The 18,938-nt window shown below is 46.0% G+C and carries 16 protein-coding genes; 3 read left to right on the forward strand and 13 right to left on the reverse strand.

Annotated elements, in window-relative coordinates:
* The 4 genes from AACV78_RS16815 to AACV78_RS16830 form a co-directional block, all read right to left on the reverse strand.
* On the reverse strand, positions 1-1,044 hold a 1,044-nt coding region (locus tag AACV78_RS16815; protein ID WP_445329587.1), incomplete at its 3' end, for a M10 family metallopeptidase C-terminal domain-containing protein.
* 335 nt (positions 1,045-1,379) lie between these two features.
* The gene (locus AACV78_RS16820) at positions 1,380-2,600 is read right to left on the reverse strand and encodes an ABC transporter permease (RefSeq protein ID WP_194009427.1); all 1,221 of its coding nucleotides are present in this window, start codon (positions 2,598-2,600) and stop codon (positions 1,380-1,382) included.
* 188 nt (positions 2,601-2,788) lie between these two features.
* Positions 2,789-4,006: an ABC transporter permease gene (locus tag AACV78_RS16825; protein WP_194009426.1), complete on the reverse strand. Its 1,218-nt coding sequence runs from the start codon at positions 4,004-4,006 to the stop codon at positions 2,789-2,791.
* A gap of 158 nt (positions 4,007-4,164) precedes the next feature.
* Complete coding sequence (locus tag AACV78_RS16830; protein ID WP_194009424.1) at positions 4,165-6,033, reverse strand: efflux RND transporter periplasmic adaptor subunit; 1,869 nt, start codon at positions 6,031-6,033, stop codon at positions 4,165-4,167.
* A gap of 222 nt (positions 6,034-6,255) precedes the next feature.
* Here AACV78_RS16830 and AACV78_RS16835 point away from each other — a divergent pair, with 222 nt between their 5' ends.
* Both AACV78_RS16835 and AACV78_RS16840 read left to right on the forward strand, forming a co-directional pair.
* Positions 6,256-6,510 (forward strand): hypothetical protein, encoded by a 255-nt coding sequence (locus AACV78_RS16835; protein ID WP_194009423.1) that lies wholly within the window; start codon positions 6,256-6,258, stop codon positions 6,508-6,510.
* Complete coding sequence (locus AACV78_RS16840) at positions 6,461-6,889, forward strand: hypothetical protein (protein WP_194009422.1); 429 nt, start codon at positions 6,461-6,463, stop codon at positions 6,887-6,889. Before AACV78_RS16835 ends, AACV78_RS16840 begins: the two co-directional genes overlap by 50 nt.
* A 107-nt stretch (positions 6,890-6,996) precedes the next feature.
* Here AACV78_RS16840 and AACV78_RS16845 read toward each other — a convergent pair whose 3' ends face one another.
* The 9 genes from AACV78_RS16845 to AACV78_RS16885 all read right to left on the reverse strand — a co-directional run bounded on the left by AACV78_RS16845 (position 6,997) and on the right by AACV78_RS16885 (position 16,746).
* A complete protein-coding gene (locus AACV78_RS16845; RefSeq protein ID WP_194009421.1) occupies positions 6,997-8,007 on the reverse strand; it encodes an ABC transporter permease in 1,011 nt (336 codons plus the stop codon).
* Between the two features lie 16 nt (positions 8,008-8,023).
* On the reverse strand, positions 8,024-8,410 hold the full coding sequence (locus AACV78_RS16850; RefSeq protein ID WP_194009420.1) for a helix-turn-helix domain-containing transcriptional regulator: 387 nt from the start codon (positions 8,408-8,410) through the stop codon (positions 8,024-8,026).
* A complete protein-coding gene (locus AACV78_RS16855; RefSeq protein ID WP_339383692.1) occupies positions 8,382-8,738 on the reverse strand; it encodes a type II toxin-antitoxin system RelE/ParE family toxin in 357 nt (118 codons plus the stop codon). Before AACV78_RS16855 ends, AACV78_RS16850 begins: the two co-directional genes overlap by 29 nt.
* Positions 8,739-8,800: 62 nt before the next feature.
* Positions 8,801-10,459: an ABC transporter substrate-binding protein gene (locus AACV78_RS16860; protein WP_194009419.1), complete on the reverse strand. Its 1,659-nt coding sequence runs from the start codon at positions 10,457-10,459 to the stop codon at positions 8,801-8,803.
* A 292-nt stretch (positions 10,460-10,751) separates the two neighbouring features.
* Complete coding sequence (locus AACV78_RS16865; RefSeq protein ID WP_194009418.1) at positions 10,752-11,366, reverse strand: hypothetical protein; 615 nt, start codon at positions 11,364-11,366, stop codon at positions 10,752-10,754.
* Between the two features lie 96 nt (positions 11,367-11,462).
* A complete protein-coding gene (locus AACV78_RS16870; protein ID WP_194009417.1) occupies positions 11,463-12,590 on the reverse strand; it encodes a type II secretion system F family protein in 1,128 nt (375 codons plus the stop codon).
* Positions 12,591-12,786: 196 nt separating this feature from the next.
* A complete protein-coding gene (locus AACV78_RS16875; RefSeq protein ID WP_194009416.1) occupies positions 12,787-13,884 on the reverse strand; it encodes a type IV pilus twitching motility protein PilT in 1,098 nt (365 codons plus the stop codon).
* A 247-nt stretch (positions 13,885-14,131) separates the two neighbouring features.
* Positions 14,132-16,141 (reverse strand): GspE/PulE family protein, encoded by a 2,010-nt coding sequence (locus AACV78_RS16880; RefSeq protein WP_194009415.1) that lies wholly within the window; start codon positions 16,139-16,141, stop codon positions 14,132-14,134.
* A gap of 482 nt (positions 16,142-16,623) precedes the next feature.
* A complete protein-coding gene (locus tag AACV78_RS16885) occupies positions 16,624-16,746 on the reverse strand; it encodes a hypothetical protein (RefSeq protein ID WP_255512936.1) in 123 nt (40 codons plus the stop codon).
* A 1,336-nt stretch (positions 16,747-18,082) separates the two neighbouring features.
* Here AACV78_RS16885 and grpE point away from each other — a divergent pair.
* A complete protein-coding gene (gene grpE / locus AACV78_RS16890) occupies positions 18,083-18,874 on the forward strand; it encodes a nucleotide exchange factor GrpE (protein ID WP_194009414.1) in 792 nt (263 codons plus the stop codon).
* Positions 18,875-18,938 lie beyond the last annotated feature (64 nt).

The following is an 18,938-nucleotide window of genomic DNA, read 5'->3' on the forward strand; positions in this document are numbered from 1 at the left end:
GGCAAAGGGAGTCACATCCGGCCACTGGGGCGCTAGCGGCGTTGCGAAAGCTGCGGGAGTCGGTATCCAACTGCCGGGGTCTGTTTTGCCCTGGTACGTGACTGTTTTGTCCGCGCCGTCTGTACTGCGCCAACTGATAATTTGGTTGGCAACTTCTTGTCCGAGGGCGATACCGTCTGTTTTGGCTTTGCCGTCGGGAATTTTTGCTAAAGATGATTGCAATGCTGCGTCGAATTTACCGGCTTCTCCTGGGTAAAGGTTGACTAAGACGCGGTGGGCTGCTGCTACTGTGGCAGCTTCTTGTGATGTGCCTGCTGGTGCATCTATGCTGACGCGGTAAGGGCTGTATTTTTTGCTAATCGAGTTTACCGAGTCGTAAATGGCTGCGTGCATGATTGCCATGTTGCGGGCGGCTGCCGGAGGATCGGTATTATTTGTCTGCACTGCTTCTAGAATTATTGCGTTCCAATCTCTGACGGGGTTTCCCGATAGTTGAGTTGTGAAGTTGGATCGGTTGACACTGCTGCTGTTGACTCCCGGCAATACTGCTAAATACTCGCCCGTGAGTTTGTCTTGAATTACGGTACTGTTGCTGTTAGCGTCCGTGCCTTGCTTGATGTCTAAGTCTTCAAATGTCAGGCCGTCTAGCAATTGAATTTTGTCGCTGCCGCTGCCGAAGTCGGTGATGTAGTCGGCTGTTGCTAAAGTTGGGCCGCCGTCGTCTTTAGCAATAACAAAGATGTCATCGCCGGAGCCACCGGTCACGGTATCGCTGCCTGCACCCGCGTAAATAATATCGTTGCCGGAATCGCCCAAAATTAGGTCGCTGCCTTTGCCTCCCCAGAGGATGTCGTCGTCTGCACCGCCTAAAATCGTATCGTTGCCTCGATCGCCGCAGATTTTGTCTTTACCTGCATCGCCTTCGAGATAGTCGTCTCCGCTGTTGGCGTAAATTATGTCGTTGCCATCCAAGGCGTTAATTCTGTCTGGTTCTGAAGTTCCTTCGAGGAAGTCGAATTTCGCAGTACCGGTAAGAGAAACCATTGGTATTTATAGAAGATTGTTGGTTAAATAATAGCAAATACTCACAGTACGGATAAATGCTAGCGTCTGTGTACTTCTGATTTATCTTATTATAATTTGCCCTTACTACGTAAATACCCTGACTTCAACTTTATGAAATCTTTAATGTTTCACTGATTTTTATAAATTTTCGGAGTTTTTTGTACGTAAATATACCTGAGCTGTTTTAATTATTTACCATCTTACTGGCGAGCTTAATAATGTTTTAAGTTATATACATGGTGAGAATAAAAGTGTAAAATAGTAGCAATTATTCCGGTATTTACTTAAGTACAATATATGTGTGCGATTATTTGTTAAGCACTTCTCAATGCTGCGATCGGGTCGAGTTTTGATGCCTGACGCGCCGGAACAACGCCGAAAAACAGACCTACAGTGCCGGACACGCTGACAGCAAGGGCGATCGCCACAGGTGAAATGCCAGCTTGCAGGGGCGTGAAATTACCTACAAGCAAGATACCGCCGACACCTACGCAAGTACCTACTATCCCTCCGGCAGCCGATAAAATTACAGCTTCGACGATAAATTGAAACAGGATATCTTGTTGCGAAGCCCCGATCGCCTTTCTGAGCCCGATTTCTTGAGTCCGCTCGCTCACAGAAACCAGCATAATGTTCATAATCCCAATTCCGCCTACCAACAAAGAAATACTAGCAACAGCAGTTAGCATCAGTGTCAGAGCCCCGGAAATCGCACCCATTGTCGCCATTAAATCTTTCTGATTTCTGACAGTAAAGTCATCTTCTGTGGTAATCTTGTGCCGCAGTCTCAGCAAGTTTTCTACCTGAAATTGAGCCGCATCCATTTTCGACTCATCTTGAATAGAAATAAACAGCGAGGTGACAGCTAAACCGTAGGGAGATTTCCGCCCGACAATGCGGTTGGCCATTGTGGCGATCGGCACAACAGCCGAGTTATCATAATTCGTACCAAAAGATGTGCCTTTGGGCGCGAATACTCCAATCACTTTCAGGCTGACATTTTTGATTCGTATTTGTTCGCCCAGGGGGTTAGCATTGTCAAACAGTTTCTCGGCTAATTCTGAACCTAACACTACAACTTGATTGTTTTGTTTAACATCGAGTTCCGTCAAAAATCGCCCTTTAGCCATTTCAAAATTTCTGACAGTGACAAATTCTGGAATTGTGCCAAAAATTAGAGACGAAACATTTTTGTTGCTGTAGCGAACAATCTCCGAACTGTTGAGTTCTGCTGAAACACCTTGCACCGAAGGGACTTGAGTGGCGATCGCCTTACCATCCTCTACTATCAATGTTTGAGGCGCGCTGGCGATCGAACTTCGCCTAGCATTGGGCACTCCCGGCCTCACGATCAATACATTTGTACCCAAAGATTGAACTTGTCCTGCAACAAATTTTTGTGCTCCCTCTCCAATTCCAATCATCGCAATTACCGAAGCATTTCCGACAATCATCCCAATCATCGTTAAACTGCTGCGAGTTTTGTTTGCTACCAATGTTTGACCGGCCATTTTGACGCTTTCAATAAAATTCATAATTTTGGAATTAAGTTTGTAGTGAGGACTTCAGTCCTTTCCGATCTTCAACAACTGGCAAAAAACAGTTTTTTTATCATAAACTGTGAATCTTAGAGATAAACTGTGTGCGTGCAGAACTAAATGTAAAACTATCTGGGTTCTTCCCTCTTCCTTCTTCCCTCTTCCTTCTTCCTTCTTCCTTCTGCTTAAGCACTTCTCAATGCCACAATCGGGTCTAACTTAGCAGCTTGTTTTGCAGGTACGATGCCGAAAAATAAGCCGATACTGCCAGAAACACCAACTGCAAGGGCGATCGCCACTGGAGACACGCTAGCTTGCAAAGGAGTGAAAGCAGACACCAAAAGCACACCGCCGATACCGAATCCAGTGCCGATCGCGCCACCAGCAGCCGACAAAATCACAGCCTCAATCATAAACTGAATCAAGATATCCTGTCCCGAAGCACCGATCGCCTTTCTCAGTCCAATTTCCTTAGTGCGTTCCGTCACAGAAACCAGCATAATATTCATAATCCCGATGCCGCCCACAAACAGCGAAATTGCCGCCACAAAAGCCAGCATCAGAGTCAAAGCACCAGTTATACTGCCCAAAGTATTCATTAAATCCTTCTGATTTCGGACAGTAAAATCATCCTCTTTAGTAATATTGTGGCGCAATCTGAGCAGATTTTCTATTTGAAACTGCGCCGCCCGCATCAAACTCTCATCTTTGACTGAAACCGAAATAAATGTTACCTTTGTCCCATAGGGAGACGAGCGGCCGACAATCCTGTTTGCCATGGTTGTCAGTGGCAAATAAACGTTCATATCTTGATTGTCGCCAAAAGTCGAACCCTTGGACTGCATCACTCCAATCACTTGAAAAGTAGAATTTTTGATGCGAATATATTGACCGATAGGCTGTGTATTGCCAAACAATTGTTCGGCAGCTTCTGAACCTAAAGTAACTACATTTTCTTGTCTTTCTAAATCTAATTTATTTAAAAAACGACCTTTAGCAACATCAAAGCTTCTTACCGACAGAAATTCGGGAGTAGTCCCGACAATAGAAGACGAAACGTTTTTATTGCGGAAAGTAACCAGTTGACTGTCATTGAGAGTCGGTGCAACTTCTTGGACAGAAGGAACTTGAGAGGCGATCGCATTTGCATCTTCCAACACCAACGTCTGAGGCGGAATCACCGGACGACTTTGCGCTTCCGGACTTCCGGGAATGATAAATAGCAAATTTGACCCCAGAGAGTTAACCTGTCCCGCAATAAACGTCTGAGCTCCTTCGCCGATACCGATCATCGAAATTACAGAGGCATTACCGATGATAATTCCTAACATCGTCAAGCTGCTGCGGAGTTTGTTTGCCGTCAAAGTTGTGACAGCCATTTTGACACTTTCAATAATATCCATGATTCGATTTTAAATTTTGGATTTTAGGTTTTAGATTGGCTGTTAACTGTTGACTGTTGACTGTTGACTGTTGACTGTTAACTGTTAACTGTTGACTGTTGACTGTTGACTGTTGACTGTTGACTACTAACAACTGCCAACTGCCAACTATCAACTGACTACTTTTGATTCTTGATAATATCCTCTAATTTTTTACCTTGAGGAAGTTCAGTAAACACCCGATCGCCCGCCTTGGCACCCTCCAAAATCTGAATCTTGTTACCAATAGTCGATCCCACAGTCACAGGCTTAAACTTCGGCTGCTGCTTCTCATCGGGAACTAGCACACCCGTTTGACCTTTATTGGTCACAATTGCCACCGTGGGGACAACCAAAGCATTGCTGAGCTTTTGACCGACAAATCTCAAATCAACATTCATACCCGACTGCAAGAAATCCTTGCCAGAATCAATGGCAACTCGCACTTGAAACAGCGTCACATCCCGTTCCTTAACAGCTTCCGGCGCAATTAACTTAACGCGACCTTTAAACACTTTATCGGGATAAGCATCAGCTACAATTTCAACTATTTGACCAGGTTTAATTTGACTGATATCTGCCTCCGGGACTTTCGCCAAAACTTCCACATCTTTAGCCAAAGCGACAATCGATGTCGAAGTAGCCGAAGTAGCTTCCGATGCCGAAGTTGCCGGAGTTACAAAAGCTCCTTCAATTGCGTATCTTTGGGTAATAACTCCCGCAAAAGGAGCGCGAACTTTTGTATCTTCTAACTGCACTTCTTGAAAACGGACTTGAGCCTGAGCTTCGGCTAAATCAGCTTTAGCGGCAGCTATTTCTTCGGGGCGAGCACCGTTTTCTTGGGCGGCCAATTGGCTTTTTGCTTCAGCAACTCCGGCTTCGGCTTTAGCGATTTCTTCTGGACGGTTGCCGTTTTCTAGTTGCGTTAATTTGCTTTTTGCTTCGGCAACTTCTGCTTCGCCTTTGGCAATTGCTTCCGATCGCGTGCCGTTTTGCAACTGTTTTAATGCTTGCTGCTCGACATCGACAGCAGCTTGCAGTTGCTTGATTTGCGACTTGCGACTTTCTTGCAGTTGTTGGAGGCGTTTTTGGGATTCTGTTAATTTAGCTTGGGCAGTGCGATCTTCTTTGATTAATTCATCGAGTTTATCTTTAGCAAGAGCGCCTTCTTGCACTAACGGGCGGTTGCGTTCCACCCGCTTAGCTGTTAGTTCGGCTTGGGCTTTACTCGATTCAATTTGCGTTTGTGCTTGGGCGATTTCTTGTTTTAAACTGCCGGTTTGAGCATCTGCTAAGCGAGCTTGAGCTTGGGCTAAACGAGCTCGCCCTTGGCCTACTTCTTCGATGCGGCTACCTGCTCGCAGTTGCTGCAAATTAGCTTGAGCTTGGGCTAAACGAGCTCGCCCTTGGTTTACTTCTTCGACGCGGCTGCCGGCTTGGAGTTGAGCCAGAGTCGCCTCGGCTTGATCTAAGCGCGCTCGGGCGCTGGCGATGTCTTCCGATCGATTCCCGGCTTCAATTTTGGCAAGTTTGGCTTGCACGCTGGCTTCGCGGGCTTTAGCTTGAGCCAGTTGAGCTTCTACATCGCGGCTTTCCATGCGGGCCACGATTTGTCCTGCTTCGACTTTATCGCCCTGTTCGACAAATAATTCTGCGATGCGCCCGGAGCCTTTGGGGCTGAGATTCACGCGCTGTACGGGCTGCACCGTGCCGCTGGACGTGATCCGCACCGTGAGGTTTTGCGCTTCCACCGGCACTGTCATTGTGGCGATCGCATCTACTTTCGGCTGCGATCGAATTTTTGCTATGTATAAGGTAGTCGGTACAGCTAGCAACCCGGCTGCAACCAAGCCTATCGCCCACCGATTCGGCTTGCGCGCGGGTTTCTTCGGAGACTGCTTTTGGGCGGTTTTATTATCTGCAATTGTGGTCTCTGCGGCCTTGGTGTCTGCAATCTGAGAATCTTCCACCTTGACCTGAGCAGCTTCCTCTTTAGGACTAACTATCATACCGACTTACCAGCTAATTTAATCTCAGGATTACCTTAAAGGTAAAATTTTTGCGGATGCTTGGCATCGTCTTTGAGACTCATCCGATCGGGTGATTTAAAAAAAGTTCCCCAACCAGCACCTATCAACAATTATAGCTAATTATTGCAGCTTATTAAATAATGTTAAGCTTTTTCAGTCTCAAGATGTGGGCCCAAACTTCCCTCGCGCCAAACTCACTCTATGGGAAGGCTTTCTTCGGGGTGCGATCGACCGCGCGCTATCGCAGGGCGATCGGGCAGTGCTAAGCTCGTGACGGCACAATATGAAGACGCTTCTCATAAACCCGGTTTCTCGATCGCCAAGCTTAAATCCTCAATACATCTGCCCCGTGCCCGCAACAGGTTAAAATATTTTGCAAATCCCTTAAAAATGGAAAAAACCAAAAATGAATCGTCCTCAAAGCGTTACAATTCTGGCAATTTTGCAGCTAATTAGCGGGATATTCAGTATCCTTGACGGCTTGTTCATCTTACTATTTGCTGGCATTTTTGGCGGTCTCGGTGCGGCTGTCGGCGGCGCAAAAGTTGGCACAGTAATCGGCGGCTTCATTGCAATCTTTGCTGCGATCGCTTTAATTATCGGCATTATTTCCTTAGTCTTAACTTGGGGTTTGTTTCAACTCAAAACTTGGGCTTGGACGGGAACATTAATTATTCATGTTATCGCCATTTTGTCGCAAATTGCCAAACTGTTTGGCAGCGCAGGTGCAGCAGTCAATTTTTTAACTTTGGGTTTTGCAGCAGCTAGCATTTACTACTTGCTGCGGCCGGATGTTAAACAAGCGTTTTCTATTGGATCTATTAATCGTCTCTGATTTGTGAGTAAGATTTTTTTTATGAACCGCAAAGGCGCAGAGGACGCAGAGAAAAAAAGGAAAATATAGAGGTTTAACAATAGTTTCAGGATTGTTATTTGCTATAATTAACGGTAGCGAATTCTTGGGTCGAAAAAAGCATAGGAAATATCAACCGCCAGATTGATCGATACAAAAGTCACAGATACAAAAATTACTCCTCCTTGGACGATCGGGTAATCCCGCGTCAGAATTCCGCTGTAAATCCAAGAACCAATTCCCGGCCACGAGAAAATCGTTTCAGTCAGAATTGCGCCGCCCAAAAGCGTTCCAAACTGCAAACCAATAGTTGTGACGATCGGCAAAAACGCATTTTTCAAAGCGTGTTTCAAAATTACCCAATATTCCGGCAATCCCTTCGCCCGCGCAGTGCGGATGTAATCTTGCTGCATCACTTCCAGCATAGCAGCACGGGTGATGCGAGCGATAATTGCTAGGGGGATAGTTCCTAAAGTCAAGGCTGGAAGGATGAGATGGGCGATCGCATCCCGGAAAGCCGCCAAATTCCACCTCAGCAAAGAATCCAAAACATAAACACCAGTAATCGACTTAAAACCCAACCCCAAATCTACACTAATTCGCCCGCTAGGAGGCAGCCATTTCAGATAAACTGCAAACAAATAAATTAACATCAATCCCAACCAATAGACTGGCAAAGATACGCCTATTAAGGAACCGCTCACCGCAAGATTGTCCAGCCAGCTATTTTTGCGAACAGCAGCCAAAATCCCCGCCGGAATTCCAATAATAACTGCCACCAACATCGCCGCCACCGAAAGTTCTAAAGTAGCAGGCCAGCGACTTCTAATTTCATCAATTATCGGAATACCGCTAATAATGCTATTTCCCAAATCAAAGCGGAGCAAACTCCATAAAAAAGCCAAATATTGCAAAGGTAAAGGCTGATTCAAACCTAATCTCGCTCTCAACATTTCCACCTGTTCGGGAGTTCCCCGTTCTCCCAAAAGCACAGTCGCCGGGTCTCCCGGTATCAAATGCAAAAACATAAATACTAGGAGAGTGATTCCGAAAAGGACTGGCAGCAGTCCCAGTAAGCGTTTAGCAATATAATTAAGCATTTTTTGCTACAATCAGCTATAAATTAGCTGGTTCCGGGGATAGTTCTGATTCCTCAATATTCGTTGATTCCGAGTCAACGCGCAACTCACTTTCTTCGACAGTAATTCCTAGTTTAAATCCTAACGCTTCGAGCAATTCTACAAAACAGTAAATTTCCGCACCTGCACTTGCTGTCAACATCTTGTCAAGCTTTTCCCATTGAATTTGAGCTGATTCTGATAAATTGTGGAACTTGAGCCGAGAATCTACAATATCTTTGAGTACCATCTGAAGCAATTTAGGTTCATCGCTTGCTTCTGTCAGTGTCACCTCGATATAACCTGCTGCTTCTTGGGCATTTCTCAGGGATTCAATCAGAAATTCTTGGTAACTCCTACTCGTTGGTGCTTTCACGTTTTTCATAATTTTTCCAATATTGAATAGCTTTGCTAATATCTCGTTCTTGAGTGCTTTTATCTCCGCCTATTAGTAGAATTATAATTGTCAGCCCGACTTGTCCAAAGTAAAGCCGATACCCAGGGCCAAAGTCAATTTTGAGTTCAAAAACTCCTTCTCCGACAGACTTACAATCTCCTAGATTACCAGTCATGACTCGCTTAAGCCTTAACCGAATCTTGTTTTTGCCTGTGGTATCCCGGAGCGAATTATACCAGTCTTCAAAAGGAGCTGTTCCATCTGCTCTCAGGTAGTTGCGAATTTCACGCTTGTTGTACTTCCATAATTTTATCACACTCGATCGGCAATTTCTATAGTAGGGCTATGGGCAGTACATTCAGCATGAAAATTACTTTTTCAAGACTTGCTCACATCCTCAAAAGACTCCGATCCCAAAGGACTCGGAACCCAACCTCGAACATTCTTGCGTTTCCCTAAAAGCGGCTGGGAATGTACGATCGGCAAACGTACAGCTTCCCCATGCAAAATCTCGCTAACTTCCGCATAAATTTTCGCCCTAACTGCTTTATCCCCACTCGCCCTTCCCCGATCCAAAAGTTCCAGAACTTGCGGATTTTTCCAATTCCCCAAATCCGCCGTGGAACCAGGCCCGAAGTGAGGATAATAAAAATTGTCTGGATCGCCATAATCTCCAGTCCAACCCATCATAAAAGCTTGAAAACCTGGAGGTTTTAGCCGATCGGCCAAATAAGCAGACCAATCCTTTGTCAGCAACTTTACCCGAATCCCGATCGCGCTCAAATCCGCCGCCAAAGCCTCAGCAATCGGCTTCGGCGTGGGAAAATAGGGACGGCTGACCGGCATATACCACAAATCCAAATCAAAACCGTTCGGATAACCGGCCTTCGCCAGCATTGCTTTAGCTTGCTGCGGGTTAAATTCGTAATCTTTAACTTTGTCAGACTGCGCCCAATTCAGCGAAGGCGGAACAAATTGCGAGTCATATTTACCGAGTTCTCCCCAGAAAGCTTTGACTATGGCTTCCTTGTTGATTGTGTGGGCGATCGCCCGCCGGACTTCCGGTTTTGATAAAGGTGCGTAACTCGGATTTAACGCTAAATAACCCACATTAAAAGAAGGACGCAAAACAGTTTCTAAATTAGCATCCGCCTGTACCTCTTTCAATTGATCCGGCGTTAAATCCACAGTAAAATCAAGTTGACCGGCCCGCAATTGAGCCAGTCTCGCGGCCGGATCGTCAACAAACCGAATTACCAACTGATTGACTTTCGGCGTTCCAGTTTTCCAATAATTCGGATTTTTCTCTAAGACAATGCGATCGCCCGAAATCCATTCTTTAAACACAAAAGGCCCCGTACCCACCGCCAGCGACCCCGGAGTGCCGTATTTAGCCCCCGCTTTTTTCACCGCCGCCGGACTCGCGATCCCGAAATAACCCGACCCAATCGCCGCAGGAAAGGCAGCAAAAGGTCGATTTAAAACAAACTTAATCGTAGACTTATCGACAACGGTAACATCTTTTACCAAGGAATCTTTATCACCCTTAAATCCTGCAAAAAAGTCTTTCCAAATTTGATAAGTTTTCCCCGAATCTCGAAAACCGTCAGGATTTTTGGCATCCCACCAGCGATCGACATTAAACTTAACAGCTTCCGCATCAAAATCCGTGCCGTCGTGAAACTTTACTCCCGATCGCAACTTAAAAGTCCAAGTTTTACCATCCGTAGAACTCGACCATTCCGTAGCGAGACTCGGTTCGAGTTCCACAGTTCCCGGTTTAAAATCAGTCAAGCGATTGTAAATTTGGTCGATCGCAATCACCGAATTCCCGTCAGTAATATTTCCCGGTTCCAGATTGACAGGCGGCCCGCCCGCACCGTAGACTAAAGCGCCCGGTGGAACTGCGGCGGGAGTTGGCCCAGTTGGAGAATTATTGCTAACAGTGCTTGAAGTAGTGCTGCAATTTGATAGAATTACAGCCATCCCAAAAAATAAACCTAATAAAACTAAACGCCAGGATTTTAACAATCTCATCTCAATAACTTCCGTTTAATAGCAAATTATACTCATATAAATAAAATTCTAAACTGCTCTTTCTCTCCCCTCTGCGATCTCTGCGTTCTCTGCGGTTCATTTCTCTTTACCAAGAGTACGATCGGCGGTTTGTTGAAAAAAAATCTATAGCGGTTCTCAAGCATTGTGAAGTACGCACCAGCCTCCCGCACCCGCGAGGCTCATTCCCGCGATCCGGTGTACCTCACAGCCAGGAAAAACGCTATAGTTTACTTCAAAAAATAGGATTGCTATGGGCTATCGCACCACAAGCCTACAACTCATAACTCTCTTTACCCAGAGTCCCCGATTCTCCGATACCGAGAAACTCTTCATCCTCTACTTCCTCAACAGCCAAATCAAAACTTTCAACTACAAACGGCAAACCCGCTGCCATCAAACCGCGCTGAATGCGATCGGGCGTTTCCTCAAATAACACAAATAGCGGATGAACCGCCTCAGCTTCATCACTAAAAATGTGTCTGTAACGGTGCGGCATCACCCATTCGTAACCATTATCCAGCCAAACCTGAGACTGCCGCCAGCGGCCGAGCAACTCAGAAAACTCTTCGCCCGGACGATGAATGAAAATCAAAATTTCTACTCCAATTTTCACTTTCCACTCGGGATCGCACATCAAAATCACCAAGTCGCAGGGCAAACAAACCGCCTGTCCGGCCGATATGCTAGTCCCCCCGCTTCCCGCATAGGAAACCCCGTCCCGCAAGCGCGCGATCGGCAAAGGAATGCTTATTAAACTTTCGTTAGCCCGACGGATACTCGGAATCATTTCCATGTAAACCCGATATTTTTTCAGCAGGGCGATCGCGGCAGAAGATTCGCTGTACTCTGCTAGTAAGGCCTCGTAATGTGATTGTTTAACAGACATTTTAAATTAAGTAATAGGTAATTAGTCAACAGTCAACAGTCAACAGTTAACAGTCAACTGACAACCGCCAACTGCCAACTGACTGCTGACTATTTTTTACAGCTTCTGAAACACTGCGAACATCGGCAAATACATCGACAGCAAAATCGAACCTACGATACCACCGACGACAACAATCATCAGAGGTTCTAGCATACTGGTAAGTCCTTTTACTGCTTCTTCAACTTCCGTTTCGTAGAAAGCGCCAACTTTCATCAGCATCTTGTCAAGTTCCCCAGTTTCCTCACCAATTGCCATCATTTGAATAGCCAAAGACGGGAAAACTTGCTGTTCTTGCAAAGCAATACTGATCATGCCGCCGCTTTGAATTTCCTGTCTGGCATATTCGATCGCATTCGATATCGCCTGGTTCCCCGCCACATCTCGCACAATTTCCAGCGAATTGAGAATCGGCACGCCCGATCGCGTCAGCGACCCAAATATCACGCAAAACCGAGCCACAGCAGATTTTTCGATCAAATCTCCAAAAATCGGTAACTTCATCGCAATCCGATCGATTTGCAGGTGGCCCATTGGAGTTTTATAGTACATATCGAAGGCAAATTTTAGCGCTATAATCACCCCAATAACTGTTATCTGTTGGATCGGAGGCCAAGCCGTACAAAATGCACTAATTGCCAACATAAACAGCGTAAAAGCCGGCAAATCTGCACCAATATCCTTAAAGATTTTAGCGAAAGTTGGTAGCAAGAATATAGTCATTGCGAAAAAAATCACGATCGCGATAGAGAACACAGTCTTTGGATAAGACATCGCCGAATTAATTTCCGCCTCCGTTTTGTGATTTTTTTCCATCATCAGCGCCAGACGGTCTAGGGTTTCATCCAGCACACCGCCGACCTCTCCCGCCGCCACCATACTGATAAACAGTTGGTCAAAAACATCAGGAAACTTAGCCATCGCCTCTGCCAAGTTTATCCCCTCCTGCACGTCAGCATTCATGCTCCTGAGCGCTCGCTTTAACTTGGCATTAGAACACTGTTCGTGCAGCACGGAAAGGCATCTCACAATCGCCACCCCCGCATTAAACATAGCCGCAAACTGACGAGCAAAAATAGCCATATCCTTAACAGTAAGACTGGTAAAGTTATACTCGATTTGCTCCTGAATCGCATTGAAATCAAAACTACCTTTCGGTTTTTCGCGGACAACGTTGGTAGCCACAGCTCACCTCTGAAAATTTATTAAAAATTAGTTGTCAGTTGTCAGTTGTCAGTTGTTATTTGTTAGTTGTTAGTTGTTAGTTGTTAGTTGTTAGTTGTTACCCATAATTAATAACAACCGCCAACAGCAAACTGACTAATGACTAATGACTAATGACTAATGACTAATAACTAATGACAACTGACTGCTGACGGAATTAATGAGCTCCTACCTTGGCGCCACCAACAGGTGCTGGGCCAATCAAGCGTTGGAGTTCGTCAGCCTTAGAAGCCTTCGCCATTGCCGATTCCCAAGTGATTTTCCCGGTTTTGTAAAGTTCAGCCAAGGCCATTTCCATCGTCCTCATACCCAACTTCGCTCCCATTTGGATTTGGGAGTAAATCATTGGAGTTTTACCCTCCCGGATCAAGTTAGACATAGCTGGAGTATTCACCATGATTTCCATAGCGCAACAACGGCCGCCCCCAATTTTCACTACCAAATTTTGGCTAGCAATTCCGACTAAAGAGTTAGACACCTGGGCGCGAACCTGGGGCTGTTGAATCGGTGGAAACACGTCCAAAATCCGATCGACCGTTGCACCGGCAGAGTTAGTGTGCAGCGTTCCCATCACCATGTGACCAGTTTCTGCCGCCGAAATAGCCAGACCGATCGTTTCCAAATCCCGCATTTCTCCCACCAGAATCACGTCAGGATCTTCCCGCAGGGCTGCTTTGAGCGCATTAGAAAAACTCTTAGTATCTTCGCCCTTTTGACGCTGGTGAAACAAACTTTTGACATTCGGAAACACGTATTCGATCGGATCTTCAACTGTGAGAATGTGCTCTGCCCGCGTCCGGTTGATCAGATCCAACAAAGCAGCCATCGTAGTAGTTTTCCCGGAACCGGTTTGTCCCGTCACCAACAACATACCCCTCGGTCTTTCCGTCATGTCCCGCAAAACCTGCGGCACACCTAAAGCATCTGCGTTAGGAATCTTGGAAGCCAGAGCCCGCATACAAGCAGCCCAAGCACCCCGCTCCCGGTAGACATTCACCCGGAACCGAGCCAATCCTCTCACACCGTAAGCACAGTCGAGCTCCCACTCCATTTCCAACTGCTTGCGCTGCATATTGTTGAGCATTTGGAAAATCAGGATTTGCACTTCCTCAGCAGACAGAATGTCGCCGTATTGCGTTTGAGGAGTTAGTTTACCGCTGACTCGGAAGAATATCGGCGCACCCGCTTGGATGTGTATGTCCGAACCCCCTTGCTCTACCAGGGACTCCAGTACGTCTTCAATCATCAGACCCATAGATACCTCTCCTAGATCGAGTTGATAGTTATTGACTAATTTAACTCAGTTAACAGTTGACAGTGAGCAGTCGGCAGTTGATAGGAAGGAAGTTGACAGTTGACAGTGGGCAGTGGGCAGTTGATAGGAAGGCCGTTGACAGTTGAAAGTTGGCCGTTACTACCAATAACTAATGACTACTAACTAATGACTACTGACTACTGACTAATGACTACTGACTACTGACTATTGACTACTGACTCTTGAATCAATCCAAAAAGCGCGGTGTCAAGCAGTACGGACAATCCAGCATCTCGGGCTTCAATTCGGCCCGACAAGTTTTGCAGGTAAGTCCCTGCTTGCGCTTAGCTTTCATTTCCGCCTCCAAACCCGAGTCAGTAAATGTCACCCGCTCGACTTCTTCAAAGGTAGTCGCGCCTTCTCGCACCAACTGCAAGCTGTAAGCCAACAAAGTTTTCATCCCTTCTTCTACTGCTGCTTCCTTAATTTGCTCTGTGGGAGCTCCTTGAGTGATCAGAGTTTGAAGCCGCTCAGTATTTTTCAGGTACTCGTAAACCCCTACCCGTCCTTTGTAACCTAGGCCGCCGCACTTGCGACAAAGTTGCTCGCGTTCTGCGAGTTCCTTCCTTTCTTCGACGGGTACAGTGTTGGCTTTGTGAACAGTCAGATCAATTTCTTGAGAAGCCGACAGACCGTACTTACCGAGTTCTGCGGCAGTAGGCTGGTAAGGAATGCAGCATTTGTCGCAAACGCGCCGCATCAGACGCTGAGCCAACACGCCCAACAGAGCGGCCGAAACCATGAACGGTTCTACGCCCATTTCTGCCAAACGCGCGACTGCCCCGGCTGCGTCGTTGGTGTGCAGCGTCGTCAGCACCAAGTGTCCCGTCAAAGCAGCTTCCAGAGCAGTTTTTGCCGTTTCCTTGTCCCGCGTTTCCCCCACTAGCATCACGTCAGGGTCTTGCCGCAAAAACGCCCGCAGAATGTTGGAAAAAGTCAAGTCTTTTTCCCGAATTACTTGACATTGGGTAATTCCGGGCAAAGCATATTCGATCGGGTCTTCCGCCGTACTGATATTAACCCCCGGATCGTTCCGTTCCGCCAGAATCGAGTACAGAGTAGTTGACTTGCCCGAACCTGTCGGCCCCGTCACCAAAATTAGCCCGAACGGACGGCTAGCAGACTCTCGGACTAAAGCCAAAGTTTCCTCGTCGGAGATTAACAAACCCAAACCCAACTGAGTGCTGGAACTGTCCAAAATCCGCAGTACAATTTTTTCGCCGTACCGCGAAGGCAAGCTGTTCACCCGGAAATCCACCGTGCGTCCCTCGAACACCCGGCGGATGCGACCGTCTTGAGCTTGTCGGCGTTCGGCAATGTCTAGGTTGGCAATAATCTTGAAACGAGCCGTAATCGCTTGCACTACCTGCTTGGGAAACCGGAAATACTCTTGCAGCACCCCGTCTTTCCGCATCCGAATCCGCATGAACTCTTCTTGAGGTTCTACGTGGATGTCAGACACCTTTTCCGACAAAGCTTTAGCCAAAATGATATTCACGGCCTTAATTACCGGAGCCGCTTCAGCATCGTCTAAGGTGTTAGCTAGGTCTTCTTGATCCGCACTCTCCTCTTCGAGCGAGAGTTCGCCAAAATCTCCCTCCCCTAATTCGAGCTTTCTCTGCTTTTCGGCTTCTGCTATTTTGGCTGCTACTTTAACTTGGTCGTCTTGATAGGCGGAAGTTATATCCTGATAGTCGTCTGGGGTAATCACCAAGCGCTGAAAACTCAAGCCGTGAGGCTTCAAAATCCGCCGCAAATCTTCTTGAGCGTTGAGGTTGTCGGGATCGACCATTGCCACTACAACCGCCGGAGGCTCAGTTTCCGTTTTGGCTACGGGTAAAAATCGGCCTTGGTGACAAATGTCGATCGAAATCTTCAAGCCCTCAAGCATAACTCCGAGTTGCTCGTTAGACAGGGCGCTCATCTCCGGGTCAAATGCCTCAACACCGTAGACTATCTTCCTTTCAAACATCTGCTGCTTTTTATAAAGCCGCAGCAATTCTGGTGGCAACGGCTGCCCGGTAAGCGCTTCTAATACCTCCGTCAACCGCTTACCCGAGTTCCGGCTTTCAATTTGAGCTTGCTTCAGTTGGTCGCTGTTGACGTAACCCGACTGAATCATCTTGTTGAGAGCCGGAGTAAAAGTGCTCAGAGCAACTATCGATGTGGAGCGAAGCCCCTGGGATGCGTTAGTCATAGAAAAACACTCAATAGGTGGGAAACTCAGTCACAAAGAGTGCTGAGAGGAAAACCAACGCGGGCTTTTAACCCCCGTATGCTTTGCTTGTGGATGAGCTATTGTGATTTGATGGCTCAATCCGTATATGTCAAGTGTAAGCTCGTAGTCCGCTCTAACTTTGGTCTACAAATTGACGAGAGTTTGGAGGGGGTTGCCGATGCTTGCCATCAGATATTGTTCGTGGAGTGCCGACTTTGTTTAGTTACCGGATGAACCCGCGAGATACTCTGGTTATAGCCTCGTGGCACATCACTTGGGGATTTGCCCTGGGGTGTGTCGCTTTTGTGCGATCGTTTTATATTCGCAAATTGTTTGGTCAAATGACCGGGCCCTCTCAGGCGCGGTGCGTCTGTACTAGGTTCAAGCTCGGCTATGTGCTTGTTAATGATGATAGCTTTGACTAAGGGGTCGATCGATCTTTTGAGATATATTTTGATTAATTATCTGCGATCGCCCGATCGCACTTCGATCGCGCCTACTTTGAGCAGCTCTAGTTTTGGGTCGCCAAATATTACTTTAATTATATAGCAGTTCTCACTTTCGATGAGGTTTCGATCCCTCAATCTCAAATCTCAAATCTCAAACTTGTACGCTCGCGATTTGTGAGCCAGCGTATTGTGAGCCAGCGAAGCCGAAGCAAGTCGAAGTATCTCAAATCTAAAACTGGTACGCTCGTGATTTGTGAGCCAGCCTAGTCGAAGCAAGCCGAAGTATCCAAAATCTCAACCTGTACGTCACTTTTTAGAGAAACGCTATACCTTGATATCCCACCTTTGTCACTCAAACTTGATGATTCACAAATCCTGGAAATCAACTAATTAGATATTCCTCGTATTTACAGATTGCCAACCCCGATATCAAGATATTATTTTATAATTTTTATTCCCAAATATTTCAAATTTTGATATCTTAAATCCTGACAGCAAAAAATGAATCAAACCAGCAGTACCAGCATTTTTATGAGAGAGAACGGCTTCGCAAAATTGCTCAATTGTAAAACATAAATTTTGAGCAAAAAATGATTTATTAGATTGAAATTATCCTAAAGTCTTGAATTGTTATCATTTTATCAAAACTAACAATGTATTCGATTCGTTAAAGAGGATCGACCACTATTCTGATATCAAAATAGTGGTTGATTAAATTGTCAAAACTATTTCGGCAACCTCGAATTGTAAGTATTTATAGCGTAGTAGTAATATTTTACAACTATTATTTTATTTTATAATTAGACTCGAATTATAATCCGCCAACCCGATATTATAGTTCGATCGCGGGAATAGCACTTTTTTAACAAGGCTCTTTACCAATGGAGAAATGCTTCCTATTTATTGACCAATAATTTGCTTCAAATTTTTTTGCCTCAAACAATTAGATTAATTTAGTTTATTTAACTGTAGTTTTAAGCAAATCTTAAATCTATAGCTTTCCCTAAAGAAGCGATGAAACGGAATAGTGAAAGCTAATATTAAGGGAATTTTTTAATCTTATTTTAACATACAATTTCGCACTGTACCAACTTTCATCGCAGCAGAGAGACACATTGCAAAATTAATAGTCTGAAAGGCACTGAGACAGGCTGAACTAGGCCTGCTACGATGGAAATCGCCAGGGATAGTATAAATTTAGACTGGACCCTGATACTCTAAAAAAAGATTTAAATGCGATCCCATTAATCGCAAACAAGGCTCCAACAAAAGGTTTGTTGCTGGCTCCTGCGATCGGTAGAGATATAAACAACACTTTCAAGTTTCTATTGAAAGCTTGGACGGATGTTTCGACAAAGGCGCGAAATATCCTATAAATTACAGGGTGCCATACAGAGTAAATTCTAGTTCTCTCGATTTACCGGGTTAAGTGTATCTGCTAGAATTGATAGGGTTCTGTCGCGCAGCTATTATGATTGAAGAGGAAAAACAGCAAGATCTAGATCCTGGCTCAACTGGGGAAACCCCAGAGGGTTCGCCAATGGCAAGCGAAACTCAGCCATCACCAGCAAACTCGAAGGAATCTGCCGATTGGGAACTCGAACTTGCTCGAGCTTATCAAAGTGCTCAGGCTGACTCCAAGCCAAACGCCTCCGGGGATGCTCTCACGGGCGGTTCCACCAACAGTCCGACTGTAAATGATGGGGCTGAGTCTTGGAAGAGGGAACTGGCCGAGGCGAAAGATGAAAAAGAGGCTTTGAAAACTCAACTGCAAGCCGCATCCGCTCAAGTAGAAGAGCTAAAAAATCAAAGTCTCCGCCTAGCAGCAGATTTTGAAAACTTCCGCAGGCGCACCCAAAAGGAAAAAGAAGAGTTGGATTTACAGGCAAGATGTGGCACGATTAAAACCCTGTTACCGGTAATCGACAATTTCGAGCGCGCTCGATCGCACATCAAGCCCCAAACTGACGGTGAAATGAACATTCACAAAAGCTACCAAAGCGTTTACAAGCATATGGTAGATAGTCTCAAGCAAATCGGGGTTTCTCCGATGCGCCCCGAAGGCGAACAGTTTGACCCCAACTTCCACGAAGCTCTACTGAGCGAACCAAGTGACGAACACGAGGAAGGAACAATCATCCAAGAACTAGAACGCGGCTACATTTTGGGCGATCGCGTCTTGCGACACGCCAAAGTGAAGGTTGCAGCGCCTGGGATATCTGTGGTAGCCTCAGATGAAAATCCCGATAGTTCGGAAAGTTAATCGGGATACAACCTACTGCATTCCTCGAAGTCACTAACCCCCGAAGAGAATTCGGGGGCGTGAA

It is taken from the genome of Tychonema sp. LEGE 07196, from assembly GCF_963890365.1.
Taxonomy (GTDB): domain Bacteria; phylum Cyanobacteriota; class Cyanobacteriia; order Cyanobacteriales; family Microcoleaceae; genus Microcoleus.